Annotated in this window: 10 protein-coding genes; 5 read left to right on the top strand and 5 right to left on the bottom strand. The window is 71.6% G+C overall.

The window, feature by feature from the left end; genetic code table 11:
• Positions 1-38: 38 nt before the first annotated feature.
• From ACIBEF_RS26090 to ACIBEF_RS26080, 3 genes are all read right to left on the bottom strand, one after another.
• Positions 39-539: a DUF2017 domain-containing protein gene (locus tag ACIBEF_RS26090; RefSeq protein ID WP_210780952.1), complete on the bottom strand. Its 501-nt coding sequence runs from the start codon at positions 537-539 to the stop codon at positions 39-41.
• Positions 536-826 (bottom strand): ATP-dependent Clp protease adapter ClpS, encoded by a 291-nt coding sequence (clpS, locus tag ACIBEF_RS26085; protein WP_088946433.1) that lies wholly within the window; start codon positions 824-826, stop codon positions 536-538. Before clpS ends, ACIBEF_RS26090 begins: the two co-directional genes overlap by 4 nt.
• Positions 827-973: 147 nt before the next feature.
• Positions 974-2,524, bottom strand: coding sequence for a hypothetical protein (locus ACIBEF_RS26080; protein WP_396795756.1), 1,551 nt, complete (start codon positions 2,522-2,524; stop codon positions 974-976).
• A 194-nt stretch (positions 2,525-2,718) separates the two neighbouring features.
• Between ACIBEF_RS26080 and ACIBEF_RS26075 the strand changes: the two genes are divergently transcribed.
• Genes ACIBEF_RS26075 through ACIBEF_RS26060 form a run of 4 tightly spaced genes read left to right on the top strand, consistent with a single transcriptional unit; the run spans position 2,719 to position 8,624 of the window.
• Entirely contained in the window at positions 2,719-5,397 is a 2,679-nt protein-coding gene (locus tag ACIBEF_RS26075) for a LuxR C-terminal-related transcriptional regulator (RefSeq protein ID WP_396795755.1), read from the top strand.
• Positions 5,398-5,413: 16 nt separating this feature from the next.
• Complete coding sequence (locus ACIBEF_RS26070; protein ID WP_396795754.1) at positions 5,414-6,700, top strand: nicotinate phosphoribosyltransferase; 1,287 nt, start codon at positions 5,414-5,416, stop codon at positions 6,698-6,700.
• Between the two features lie 51 nt (positions 6,701-6,751).
• Entirely contained in the window at positions 6,752-7,333 is a 582-nt protein-coding gene (locus ACIBEF_RS26065; protein ID WP_355005446.1) for an isochorismatase family protein, read from the top strand.
• A 40-nt stretch (positions 7,334-7,373) separates the two neighbouring features.
• Entirely contained in the window at positions 7,374-8,624 is a 1,251-nt protein-coding gene (locus ACIBEF_RS26060; protein ID WP_396795753.1) for an MFS transporter, read from the top strand.
• Positions 8,625-9,306: 682 nt separating this feature from the next.
• Here the strand turns inward: ACIBEF_RS26060 and ctaD are convergent.
• Both ctaD and ACIBEF_RS26050 read right to left on the bottom strand, forming a co-directional pair.
• Positions 9,307-11,067 carry a cytochrome c oxidase subunit I gene (ctaD, locus tag ACIBEF_RS26055; RefSeq protein ID WP_210780947.1) on the bottom strand — a complete coding sequence of 587 codons (1,761 nt, stop codon included), beginning with the start codon at positions 11,065-11,067 and terminating at the stop codon, positions 9,307-9,309.
• Between the two features lie 130 nt (positions 11,068-11,197).
• Positions 11,198-12,304 carry an FAD-dependent monooxygenase gene (locus ACIBEF_RS26050; RefSeq protein ID WP_396795752.1) on the bottom strand — a complete coding sequence of 369 codons (1,107 nt, stop codon included), beginning with the start codon at positions 12,302-12,304 and terminating at the stop codon, positions 11,198-11,200.
• A gap of 299 nt (positions 12,305-12,603) precedes the next feature.
• Here ACIBEF_RS26050 and ACIBEF_RS26045 point away from each other — a divergent pair, with 299 nt between their 5' ends.
• Positions 12,604-13,728, top strand: a complete 1,125-nt coding sequence (locus ACIBEF_RS26045) for a cellulose binding domain-containing protein (RefSeq protein WP_396795751.1) — start codon at positions 12,604-12,606, stop codon at positions 13,726-13,728.
• The last annotated feature ends 145 nt before the right edge of the window (positions 13,729-13,873 follow it).

Here is a 13,873-nt window from a genome sequence, read left to right as displayed (position 1 = left end):
CGCCTGCCGGGCACAGGCCGAAGTGGTGCCGGTCACCCTTAGTCGATCAAGGCGTTGAGCAGCGACTCCTGTAGATACCCGAGATAGGCGTAGACCGAAAGCTGGAACACCCGGCTGGAACCCGGGTCCTCAGCGACAGCATCGTCCAGCTCCTCGCCCAGATCCGTGCCGTCCTTGATCTCCAGGCGGACGCCCATCGCGAGCCGTGCGTCGTTCAGCGCCCGCAACCACGCCTCGGCGGCCTCGGCGTCCAGCCGCACCTCGCCGCCGGCCTCGTCCGGCAACGCGGCCAGGATCGCCCCCGCCTGATCGATCTTCGCGGTCTTCAGGTCGCCCTCGGTGTAGCGACGAAACTCCGCGGTGCCCGGAGCGTCCTGCGGGTAGACCGCCGGAAAGAGCCGACCGACCACCGGGTCGGTGTGGTCGAAGCCGTCGGTGAGTAGACCCACCACCTCGGAGGCGACCTTGCGCAGCACCCGCACCTCGTCGACGGCGAAGACGGCGACGTAGTGACCGGCCTGGCGATGGAACATGCTCATGATCTGTCCACCGTCGCCCACAGCCCGTACGCGTGCAGCTGCGACGCGTCGTGCTCCATCCGTTCGCGGGCACCGGTGGAGACCACGGCACGGCCCTTGTGGTGCACGTCCAGCATCAGCTGTTCGGCCCTCTCCCGGCTGTAGCCGAAAAGCTTCTGGAAGACCCAGGTCACGTACGTCATCAGATTGACCGGGTCGTCCCACACGATCGTCACCCACTGCCGGTCGGACGCCGGCACCTCGTCAGTGTCCGGCGTCTCGACCGGTGCAACCTGCGGAGCCGCCATGCCCCCATCGTGCCACCGGTTTCCCGGAACCGAGGAACCGGAACGCCGGACCGGCGCGGATCACCCACCCCGGGCCCTCCCGACCCGCCCCGGACGCCATCGGCGGTGGGGTCCGGCCCGGACCCGGACCAACCGGTGGGCGCACCGTCAGGCGAGCAGAATGCCGTGATCGACTGCATCGGAGAGCACCACGCCCAGCGAGAGGCGGATCACCTCGAACCGTCGGGAGATCTCCCTGGACAACCCCAACTCGACCTCGCGCACCGCCCGCTGGGACCAGGCGCGCGCCGCGCTGTGGTCGCCGTTGCCCGGCGTACGCCACTGCTGCCAGCACCCGCCGGAGAGCGCCACCGCAATGGGCGGGAGCACCTCGTCCCGGGACGCCATCGGATAGCTGGCGGCGGCGTCGATCGCCTCCAGGCCGGTCAACTCGGCCACGCCCGCCGTGCTGGTGATCAACAGCACCTTGTCCAGTTCGTGGCCGGGCCGGTGATCGGCCAAGCCGTACCGCACAGCGGTGGCGATCCGGCGGCGCACGCCTTCGGCCGGCGGCGCGCCGAGCACCTGGGACGCGACGTCGGTCATGATGCCGCGCACCGCCTGGTCGCACTGCGCGGTCGCCAACAACGACAACGCCGCCATCTCACGGTCGAGGAGATCCGGCAGGCCGGTGAGGCCGACTCCGAACACGATCTCCTGAACGGCCCGAAGGTGGATGTTCGCCAACTCCAGGGCGAGATGCTGGCGGATCCGCTGAGCACACGAGCGGGCGTGGCGGTCGAGCCGCTCGGACCAGTCACCCGGATCGGCGGCCACGGCCACGCGGCCCTGCTGGCCCGGCAGGATCGGCGGGTCGACGCTGGCCCGCTGCAACCCCTCACGCGACGCCCAACCCACCAGCGCCCGCCGTAGGTCGGCGGCAGTGTCGGCGCCGTCGACCGGGAACCATCGCGCGCCGGCCAGCGCCGGCACCGCGGCCAGGAGCGCCGCCCGATGCGCCTCCACAGTGACCGCGACCGCATCCACCTCGGTCTCCGCACCCCCGACCGGCGGGACGGACGCCCCCGCGCCCTCCGTAGTCGCCGTGCCGTCGGCCAGCGGAGCCCACCCCGCCGCGCCCGGGGTGACCGCGAAGACGACCTCCACCGAGGTCGGGGCGACTTCGGCGAGCAGGTTCAACTCGGCGGCGGTGAAGGCCTGGTCGGCGGCGATCACGAAGAGCATCGCGCCGGCCCGGCCCACCGCTTCGAGCAGCACCCGGGTGCCGGACACACCGAGGGTGGCGGTGTCCGGAACGTCGACCAGGGTGAAGTGACGCAGCAGCGGCTGGGGCACGCTCAGCTCGACACGCCGGGGCGGGCGGGCCAACGCCGGACCGGCGGCGTCCCGGTCCGCGCCGTAGGAGTGCGGCTGCCGGTAACCGGGCACGAACGCCGCCCGGGTGGGCACCTTGGCGTCGCGCACCACCAACCAGCTGCCCGCCGGCACCGTGAGCATGACCGGGTCGAGCTCGAGCAGGGTGGCCAGCACAGCACGCCGCTCGGCACCCGCCGGGCCAACGGCGACCACACCGAGCGGCTCATCCGGGGCGGCGCCGGACACGCCGACCCGGGTGGGGAGGGGGCCGCAGGTCGGTAGGTCTGCTGGGCCGGTCATGTCGTCCGGCGAATCGACCGAGGGGAGAGGGCCCTGCTTCATCAGGTGCCTCCCGTTGCAGGTGACCAGGGGTCCGGTCGCGAAATTTCCGGTACGTCAACCCGGATGTCGGAAGACTACGGGCGGGCCGGCGACCGGGCGGAACGCCTCGAATACTCAGCGGTAATTGTGCGATTACTCAACTTCGCACGGTGACGGTGCGGGCGCGGACGGATTCCGGTCGATATGCTGCGCGAATGAGTCGATGGGAGTTCGTCGGCCGCACGGATGAGCTCAACCGTTTGCTGGAGGCCGTGACCGGCGAGGCCGGCCGCGGGCTCTTCTTCAGCGGCAGCGCTGGCATCGGCAAGAGTCGCCTGCTGCGGGAGGGCGTGAGTTCGTTGCCCACCGACCGGTTCGCGATCTGGTCCATCGCCGCCAGTGCCACCACCGCGGCACTGCCGTTCGGTGGGCTCGTCCAGGTCCTCCCCGCCGAGCAGCCGCAGGGCCTCTCCCCCGCCGGCATCCTGCGCTGGGCGCTCAACGTGCTGCAACAGCAGGCGGCCGGCCGACGGATCGTGCTCGCCATCGACGACGCCCACCTGCTCGATCCGCCCTCGGCCGCACTCGTGCATCTCGTCGCCCGCGCCGAGAACGCCACAGTGGTCGGCACCCTGCGCGACGGCGAGCAGATCCCGCTGCCGATCCGCGCACTCTGGACCGACGACCTGGTCGAGCACGTCGAGCTGACCCCGATGCCGCAGGAGGAGACCACCGACCTGCTGGCGGCGATCCTGGGCGGCCCGGTCGACGCCAACTCCGCCGACCGGCTCGGCCGGCTGTCGGCCGGCAACCCGCTGCTGCTGCGCGAGCTGGTGCACGCCGCCAACGGCAGCGCCGAGTTGAAGCGCACGTACGGGATCTGGAAGTGGACCGGGCGACTGGAACTGGCGCCCAACCTGACCGACCTCATCGACACCCGGGTCGGCAAACTCACCGACGGCGTCCGCGCGGTCGTCGAGCTGGTCGCGTTCGGCGAACCACTGGGCCTGCACCTCCTGAGGCAGGCCGCCGAACAGTCGGACGTGGAGACCGCCGAGGAGCGCGGGCTGATCACCGTCATCCAGCACGACCGGCGCACCAACGTCCGGCTGGCACACCCGCTCTACGGCGAGGTGATGCGCCGTCGCTGCCCGGTCAGCCGCACCCGCCGGCTTCAGGCACACCTCGCCGAGCTGCTCGAGCGGGTCGGCAAACGCCGACGCGACGACCTGCTGCGGGTAGCGGTCTGGCGACTCGACTCGGGCACCGCACAGGATCCGGCTCTGCTGCTGGACGCCGCGGTGCAGGCTTTCACCCGCTACGACGTACCGCTGGCGACCCGCCTGGCGCGGGCCGCGCTGCACACCGACGGCGGCTACGACGCGGCGGAGCTGCTGGCCACCATCCTGATGTTCGCCGACCGGCCCGACGAGGCGATCGACGTCCTCGACGCGGTCACCCCCGAGCCCGGCGACGAGCGGCGGCTCTGCCGGTGGCTGACCGTACGCGGCATGGTCAGCTACTGGGGGCTGAGCCGGGAGTCCACGGTGGAGGAGATCGCGAGCCGGGCCGAGCAGCTCAGCGACTCCGCCGACCGGTCCCGGGTGCACGCATTCGAGGCGATCATGCGCCTGCACCGCCTGGACACGGCCACCGCGGTGCAGCTCAGCCGACGGGTGCTCGACCGTCCGGCGGCGGGCGTCGCCGCCCGCGAGCTGGCCCGCTCCACCATCGCGTACGTCCAGGCCGCGCAGGGCGAACTGACCCGCAGCGGTACGGCGATCGCCCAGGTGCACTCGGCCGCGGCGAGCTGGCGCAACGACATGCCGTACCTCCAGTTGGCCCTGGAACTGGCCCGAGGCACCCGGCTCATGCTCACCGGTGACCTGGCCGGGATCGACGCGATCGTGGCCGACGAGTTCGCCGACCTCGCCGGAGCCGGCGACTTCCGCCTCGGCACCGGCTACCTGGCCATCCTCCAGGCGTACGCGGCCCGGCTGCGTGGGCAGAGCGACGCGGCCATGCGGACCTCGCTGGGCGCCTGCGCGGTGCTGGCCACGAGCCGGGTCTACGCCGGTCTGGCCCAGGCCGAACGCGCCCAGGCGGCGGCGCTGCGCGGTGACGCCGCGCAGGCGGTTGCGGCGATGGCCGAAGCCGACCGCACGCACGCGCCGGGCATGGCGGTGCTCTACCCGTGGCTGGAGCAGGCCCGGGGCGCGTCGCTCGCCGCCTCGGGTGACCTGCCGGGCGCGGTCAAACACCTCGGCGACCTGGTGGACCGGCTGCGCTCCGACGGCTTCGCCGGTCACGAGGTGCATGTCCTGCACGACCTCGTCCGACTCGACCAGGCGGGCATGGCTGTCGGCCCCACCTGCTCCGACGGCAGCCGCCGCACCGTCGCGCAGCGCCTCGCCGAGCTCTCCGAGCGGGTCGACGGGGTGCTCCCGCCGCTGCTGGCCCGGCACGCCCGCGCCGCGGTGACCGACTCCCCCACCGATCTGCTGGCGGTCGCCGACGACTACGCCGCCCTGGAGTTGACCGTCTACGCCGCAGAGGCCACCTCCCAGGCCGTCCAGCGGCTGCGCCGGCAACACTCGGCCGCCGCCAACGACGCCCGGGAACGCCTCGCCGGGTTGCTCGGGCGCTGCGACCTGATCCGGACGCCGGCGCTCCAGGCCGGCGCGCCAGTGCTCACCGAGCGGGAGTGGCAGGTGGCGCGCCTCGCCGCGCACGGCGCTCCCAGCCGGGCCATCGCCGAACGGCTCTACCTCTCGGCGCGCACCGTGGAGAACCACCTCCAGCGGATCTACGCCAAGCTCGGCGTCACCGGCCGGGCCGAACTGTGGGCGGCGTTGCGCTCGATCCCGGGCCACGACGGCGGCGACCCGAGCTGAACCTTAGGCTGGGGCGGTGAGCATCCACCGCCCCGCGCTCCTGACCGACCACTACGAGCTGACCATGGTCAGCGCCGCACTGAAGGACGGCACCGCCGACCGCCGGTGTGTCTTCGAGGTGTTCAGCCGCCGGCTGCCCAGCGGTCGCCGGTACGGCGTGGTCGCCGGGACGGCCCGGCTGATCGAGCTGATCCGCGACTTCAGGTTCGACCCCACCGAGGTCGATTTCCTGCTGCGGACCGGGGTGGTCGACGAGACGGCGGCGGCGTGGCTCACCGACTACCGCTTCACCGGCGACATCGACGGGTACGCCGAGGGTGAGCTGTTCTTCCCCGGTTCACCGATCCTCACCGTCTCCGGCGGCTTCGCCGAATGCGTGGTGCTGGAGACGGTGGCGCTGTCCGTGCTCAACCACGATTGCGCGGTGGCCGCCGCGGCGGCCCGGATGGTGACCGCGGCGCGGGGCCGGACGCTGATCGAGATGGGGTCGCGTCGGGCACACGAGGAGGCGGCGGTGGCCGCGGCACGGTCCGCGTACCTGGCCGGGTTCCGGTTCACGTCCAACCTCGCCGCCGGCGCGCGCTACGGCATCCCGACGGCGGGCACGGCAGCGCACGCGTTCACCCTGCTGCACGACGACGAGCGGGCGGCGTTCGCCTCGCAGGTCGCCACGCTGGGCAAGGACACCACGCTGCTGGTCGACACGTACGACATCAGCCAGGGCATCCGCAACGCCATCGCGGTGGCCGGGCCGGACCTGCGGGCGGTACGGATCGACTCCGGCGACCTCGCGGTGATCGCTCAGCAGTCCCGGGAGTTGCTCGACTCGCTGGGCGCCACCGAAACCAAGATCATCGTTTCCGGTGACCTGGACGAGTACGCGATCGCCGCGCTGGCCGCCGAGCCGGTGGACATGTACGGCGCCGGCACGGCCGTGGTCACCGGCTCCGGGGCACCGACCGCCGGGCTGGTCTACAAACTGGTCGAGGTCGAGGGCCGGCCGGTCGTGAAGCGCTCCGAGCACAAGGCCACCATCGGCGGCCGGAAGGTGGCGGTCCGCCGGCACAAGCCGACCGGCACCGCCACCGAAGAGGTCATCGTCCCGCAGGGCGTTCCCGACCGGCAGCCCAACGACCGCCTGCTCCAGCAGTCGTACGTGGTCGCCGGCGAGTCGGTGCCGCTGCCTACCCTCGACGAGTCACGGGAGCACCTGCGGGAGTGCCTGATCTCCATCCCGTGGGAGGGACTGAAGCTCTCGGCCGGCGACCCGGCCGTGCCGGTCACCGTCGTACCCGCTGGCTGAGTCATCCCCCGAGCAGCACCGAACGACCGTGCGGAGAGAGGAAACCCCCCGATGGCCAACGCGCTGATCATCGTGGACGTGCAGAACGACTTCTGCGAGGGCGGCTCGCTGGCCGTCGCCGGCGGCGCAGGGGTGGCCGCCGGCATCTCCCGGTTACTCGCCGCCGAGCCGGACCGGTGGACACATGTGGTCGCCACCAAGGACTACCACGTCGACCCGGGTGCCCACTTCGGCGATCCCCCGGACTTCGTGGAGTCCTGGCCCCGGCACTGCGTGGTCGGTACCAGCGGTTCGGAGTTCCATCCGGAACTGAACACCGCGAAGGTCGAGGCGATCTTCCACAAGGGCGAGCACGCGGCCGCGTACTCCGGTTTCGAGGGCCATGCCGACGACGGCGAGTGCCTGGCCGACTGGCTGCGCCGGCGCGACGTGGACCGGGTCGACGTGGTCGGCATAGCCACTGACCACTGCGTCCGGGCGACGGCGCTGGACGCCGCCCGGGAGGGTTTCGCCACCACCGTGCTGCTGGAGTTGACCGCCGCCGTCGCCCCGGCGACCACCGACGTGGCCCTACGCGCCATGGAGGGCGCTGGGGTGCTCATGCACGGCCAGCCTGTGATCAGGGCCGCATGAGGCGCTAATTGGTTGGCCAAGGGGCGGCCGCCGGTCGAGGATGTCGCCGGAGGTACGGACCCACGTGAACATGAAGCCTTACCGGCGGGCGCTCGCCCTGCCCGGCCTGCGGTCGCTGCTACTGGTTGCCGTCCTCGCCCGTATCCCGCTCACCGCGACCGGGGTGACACTGACGTTTCACGTGGTCCTCGATCTTGATCGGGGCTATGGGGCGGCCGGTCTGGTGGGGGCGGCGGTCACGGTTGGCGCGGCGATCGGTGGGCCGCTGCTCGGCCGACTCGTGGACCGGCGTGGACTGCGCCCGGTCCTGGTGCTCACCGCGATCGCTGAGGCGATCTTCTGGTCCACCGCGCCGTCGCTGGCGTACCCCGTGCTCCTGCCGGCCGCCTTCGTGGCCGGCTCCCTGGCCCTGCCCATCTTCTCCGTGGTCCGTCAGTCGATCGCCGCGCTGGTACCCGAGGACCAACGCCGCCCCGCCTACGCACTGGACTCGATGTCGGTGGAGCTGTCCTTCATGATCGGCCCAGCGTTGGCGGTGGCCCTGGTCACCGCGATCTCCGCGCAGACCACCATGTATCTGGTCGGTGGCGGCATCGTCGCCGCCGGAATCGCTCTGTGGGTCGTCAACCCCCCGATCCGGGAGGCCACCGAGCCCACCGGCCCACAACGCCGGGTGCCGCGCCGGGAGTGGCTGACGCCGCGACTGCTCGCCATCCTGGCGCTCAGCGCGGCCGCGACCCTGGTGCTCGGGGGCACCGACGTGGCGGTGGTCGCTGTCCTGCGGGCCAGCGGCGAGGTCGGCTGGACCGGCGTGGTCCTGGCCATCTGGGCGGTCGCCTCGCTGGTCGGCGGTTTCGCCTACGGGGCCGTACACCGCTCGTTCTCCCCGCTGGCACTGACCGCCGCGCTGGCCCTGTGCACCATTCCGGTGGGGCTGGGCGGGGCGCACTGGTGGCTGCTGTGCCTGGCGCTGATCCCCGCCGGCGCGCTCTGCGCGCCGACCATCGCGGCCGGCTCGGACGCGGTCAGCCGCCTGGTTCCGGCCGAGGTACGCGGTGAGGCGATGGGTCTGCACGGTTCCGCGGTCACCGTCGGCATCGCGGTTGGCGCACCGCTCGCCGGCGCGGTGATCGACGCCAGCGCGCCACTGTGGGGCTTCGTGGTGACCGGGGCGCTCGGCGCGCTGGTCACCCTGGTGGTGCTCCCGATCGAGCTGCGCCGCCGCCGCCGCATCGCCGAAGCGGCCACCCCGCCGCCCGCCGAGGCCGACCTCACCCTCACCACCCGCTGACAGCCTGGCCCAGATCCAACGGCCCGCCCCGGACCGGGCCATCCAAGCCGGGCACGCCCCGGGCGGCCGCCCAGACCGGGCCGCGCGCTGCCGGCCAGGCGGGCCAGGCCGGGCAGGCCAGGGCGGGCAGGCCAGGGCGGTGTCGGCCAAGGGCGCTCAATATCTGACGTAGCTACATCGGCCCGGTCAGTTCCCGGTGTGCCGGGATAACTGCAGATCGCGGTGTCCGCCCGACAGTGGGCAGGCATACACGCCATTAAGCGTGATGTCTGTGAGTCATCGTGATGACTCACAGACATCACGCTCACTAGCGACTTCGCCTGCCCTGGCGCCGCGGCGACGCCAGGCGGGCCGAGCAGGCCAGCCGGGGCCAAGCTGCACCGGGCCGAACCTGACCAGGCCAAACCAAACCAAACCGAGCCGAGCCGAGCCGGGCCGAGCCGAGCCGGGCCGGGCCGGGCCGAGCCGAGCCGGGCCGGGCCGGGCCGGGCCGGGCCGGGCCGGGCCAGACCGGACCGACGCCGAGCCGGGCCAGACCGGACCGACGCCGAGCGGGCCTCGGTAGCGATGGGGAGCAGCTGAGACGAGGGCGAGCAGTAGGAGTGACAGTGGCTGGAAATGGCGACAGGCGCCGCTCCCGGTGTCCCGGGGGCGGCGCCCGTCGTACTGCTGAGCTTGAGCGTCAGTGCCGGTCGACGTCGCTCGCGGTGTCCTCGCGGTAGCTGGCTCCGCCGTCCGACTCGCTGGTGAGCGGCTTGGCGCCACCCTCCGGCGGGCCGGCCAGGCTCTGGCCACCGGCCGCCAACTCCGGGAACTTCGCGTCGAACGCCGGCCGCTCGGAGCGGATCCGCGGCATCCGGTCGAAGTTGCGCAGCGGCGGCGGGCTGCTGGTCGCCCACTCCAACGAGTTGCCGTGACCCCAGGGGTCGTTCACCTCTACCACCGGGCCGGTCTTGTACGACTTCCAGCAGTTGTAGATGAACGGCAGCGTGGAGATACCGGTGATGAACGCGCCGATCGTGGAGATCGTGTTCAGCGTGGTGAAGCCGTCGCTGGGCAGGTAGTCGGCGTACCGACGGGGCATGCCCTCGTTGCCGAGCCAATGCTGCACCAGGAACGTGGTGTGGAAGCCGATCATGGTGAGCCAGAAGTGCACCTTGCCCAGGCGCTCGTCGAGCATCCGGCCGAACATCTTCGGGAACCAGAAGTAGATGCCCGCGAAGACCGCGAACACGATGGTGCCGAAGAGCACGTAGTGGAAGTGCGCCACCACGAAGTACGAGTCCGACACGTGGAAGTCGATCGGCGGGCTGGCCAGCAGCACACCGGTGAGACCACCGAAGAGGAACGTGACCAGGAAGCCGACCGCCCAGAGCATGGGCGTCTCGAAGCTGATCTGGCCCCGCCACATGGTGCCGATCCAGTTGAAGAACTTCATACCGGTCGGCACGGCGATCAGGTAGCTCAGGAAGCTGAAGAACGGCAGCAGCACCTGGCCAGTGGCGAACATGTGGTGCGCCCAGACGCTCATGGAGAGCGCGGCGATCGCGACGGTCGCGGCGACCAGACCCTTGTAGCCGAAGATCGGCTTGCGGGAGAAGACCGGGATGACCTCGCTGATGATGCCGAAGAACGGCAACGCCACGATGTAGACCTCGGGGTGCCCGAAGAACCAGAACAGGTGCTGCCAGAGCATCGGCCCACCGGTTGCCGGGTCGTACACGTGCGCGCCGAGGATGCGGTCCGCGGCGAGCGCGAAGAGCGCGGCGGCCAGCAGCGGGAAGACCAGGATCACCAGAAGGCTGGTGACCAGGATGTTCCACGTGAAGATCGGCATCCGGAACATGGTCATGCCGGGCGCACGCAGGGTCAGCACCGTAGTGATCATGTTCACGGCGCCGAGGATGGTGCCCAGGCCGGAGATGGCCAGACCCATGATCCACATGTTGGCGCCGACGCCCGGCGAGTGCTCGACGCTGCTCAGCGGCGCGTACGCGAACCAGCCGAAGTCAGCGGCGCCACCCGGGGTGATGAATCCGGCGGTCGCCATCGTGCCGCCGAACAGGTACAGCCAGTAGGCGAAGCTGTTCAGCCGGGGGAAGGAAACGTCAGGCGCGCCGATCTGGATCGGCACGATGTAGTTCGCGAAGGCGAACACGATCGGCGTCGCGAAGAACAGCAACATGATCGTGCCGTGCATCGTGAAGAGCTGGTTGTACTGCTCCGGCGACAGGAACTGCAGCCCGGGTCGGGCCAGCTCAGCACGCATGACCAGAGCCATCAGGCCACCGATCATGAAGAACACGAACGCGGTGATCATGTACATGATCCCGATCTGCTTCGCGTCCGTGGTTCGCAGCAGCCGCGCGATGGCCGACCCCTTGACCGGCTCCCGGACCGGCCAGGGCCGGGTCACGACCGGCTTGGGTGCGACGGTGGTCACGAGTGGCCTCCGGTTCTCGGTTGTCCCGCTCGGCACACGCTGGTTATCGGCGGGCCGTCATCCGCAAGGAGGATAGTCCCCGGCAGGTCGCAGCGCCGCGTGGGGTGGCGTGACACGATCTACTACGGGCCTACAGCGGGCCGAGCAGGAGCCGGTAGTGCTCCCCGAAGATCCGGTCGCCGCGTCCGCGCAGCAGCGGGTCGCGCAGCGCCGGCGGAACGTCCCTGGTGCGGTTGCGGTCCCGGGTCCGGTCCCGCACCCATCGGGTACGCGGACGGCGACGACTCTCGTACGCCACCAGGGCCGCCTCCACGCTGTTGGCGGCGCGCAGCGACTCGGCCAGCACCACGGCGTCCTCAAGGGCCATTGCCGCACCCTGCGACAGCGTCGGCGCGGTGGCGTGCGCGGCGTCGCCGACCAGCAGGACTCGCCCCCGGTACCAGCGACCCAACTCCACCTCGTCGGTGATCCCGACGTGCACCTCGTCGAGGGCCGCCAGCACCTCGGGCACCGGGCCGCGGTAGTCGGCGAAGAGGTCCCGAAGCCGGGCGAGGGGGTCGGCGGGCTCCTCGGTGCCGGCCTCGTCGGCGTAGATGTGCAGCCGTCCGGCACCGATCGGCACCATCAGGAACCCGGAGCGCTGGCCGAGCAGCGCGGTCCACTCGGTGACCGGTGGGCCGTCGCGCAGGAGGGCCCGGTAGACGACCTGCCCGACGGGGCGGGGCGGCCCACCGAGCGCGGCCAGCGCGCGGACCGAGGAGCGTGGCCCGTCGGCACCGATGACCAGGTCGTACTCCGTGGTGGTGCCGTCGGTGAAGGTGACGCCCACCGCGCCCGGGAGCAGCTCCAGGGTGCGGACCTCGGCGCCGTGCCGGACGGCGCCGCCGGCACCGCTGAGCAGCACCCGGTGCAGGTCGGCCCGGGGCAGCGCCCGGCACTCGCCGACGCCGGCCCAGAGGGCGTCGAGGTCGACCTCGCAGAGTTGCGCGCCGGCGGCGTCGTAGAACCGCTGCCGGTGGATCACCTGCCCGATCGGCCGGACCGGGTCGTGCAGGTCGAGCCGGTGCAGCGCGCGGGCGGCGTTGCCGGGCAGGTAGAGACCGGTCTCGGTGGACTCCCCCGGTGGCAGCTTGTCGGTGACGTCGGGCCGGAAGCCCGCCAGGCGCAGCGCCCGGGCTACGGCCAGGCCGGCGATGCCCGCGCCGACGACGAGGATGCGCAGGGGGGAGCCACCCATGGTGGTGTACGCCTCCGGAGGGGGAGCGGCACGCGTTGGAGGCAACACGCTACTCGGAGCGATCGGCGCACACCAGGCCCAATCGGTCCGCTCCCCGCCGCTCGTCGGCGACCCGAGTCGCTTGGCTGGCCGTCCGTCGGCAGCCGTCCGGCGGGGCATGGCAATCCTCACAATTCACCAGTTCGACGCGAACGGTTGCGCACCAGTTTCAGACATGTAAATGTGTCGTTGAGCGTGGGAGCGCTCTCGCACCACCCCACCACATCCGGCGCCCGGCACGCGCCGAGTCGAGGAGTGTCATGAAACGTCAACTTCGGGCCCTGGCCGCCGCCGGGTTGCTGGTCGCCAGTTCGCTGGTGGCCGTGGCCTTCGGGGGCAGCGCCTCCGCCGACACCCTGATCTGCGAGCAGTACGGCTCGACAGTCATCCAGGGCCGCTACGTGGTGCAGAACAACCGCTGGGGCACCACCGCCCAGCAGTGCATCAACGCCACCAGCAACGGCTTCGAGATCACCACGCTGAACGGGAGCAGCCCCACCAACGGGGCGCCCACGGCGTACCCCTCGGTGTTCTTTGGTTGTCACTACACCAACTGCTCCCCCGGCACGAACCTGCCGATCCAGGTGAGCCAGATCAGCAGCGCCACCAGCAGCATCTCCTACCGCTACGTCAGCGGTGCCACTTACAACGCGTCGTACGACATCTGGCTGGACCCGTCGCCCAAGCGGGACGGGGTGAACCAGATGGAGATCATGATCTGGCTCAACCGGCAGGGTCCGATCCAGCCCATCGGCTCGGTCGTCGGCACCACGAACCTGGCCGGCCGCACCTGGGAGGTCTGGCGGGGCAGCAACGGCTCCAACAACGTCATCTCCTACGTCGCGTCCTCGGCGATCTCCAGCCTGAACTTCAGCGTGCTGGACTTCATCAACGACACCCGTAACCGGGGCGCGATCACCAACTCCTGGTACCTGACCAGCATCCAGGCTGGCTTCGAGCCGTGGCAGGGCGGTGTCGGCCTCGCGGTGACCTCGTTCTCGGCCAACGTCAACGGTGGCGGCAACCCCACCACCCCGCCCCCGACCACCCCGCCGCCGAGCGGTGGCGCGAGCTGCGCGGTGAAGTACACGGCGAACTCGTGGAACAACGGCTTCACGGCCGACGTGCAGATCACCAACACCGGGTCCAGCGCGATCAACGGTTGGACGCTGAACTACAGCCTGCCCGGCGGGCAGACGGTCACCAACGCCTGGAACGCCACGGTGAGCCAGAGCGGGTCGACGGTGACCGCCCGCAACGTCGGCCACAACGGGTCGGTCGCACCGGGGGGCACGGCCAGCTTCGGCTACCAGGGCACCCTGAGCGGGGCCTACTCGTCCCCGACCAGTTTCTCGCTGAACGGGGCGACCTGCTCCCGCTCCTGAACTGACGGTGGGGGGGGGGCCCCGCCGGGGCCCCCCCCCCCCGGGGGGGGGGGGGGGGGGCGCCGGGGGGGGGGGGGGGCGGCGGGGCGGGGGCCGGCGGGGGGGGTTGTGCCCCCGGGGGCCCCCGCCCCCGGGGGGGGGCCCC

It is taken from the genome of Micromonospora sp. NPDC050795 (assembly GCF_044456785.1).
Lineage (GTDB): Bacteria > Actinomycetota > Actinomycetes > Mycobacteriales > Micromonosporaceae > Micromonospora.
The sequence above is the reverse complement of the archived record's forward strand: the minus strand, read 5'-3'. Positions and strand labels throughout refer to the sequence as shown.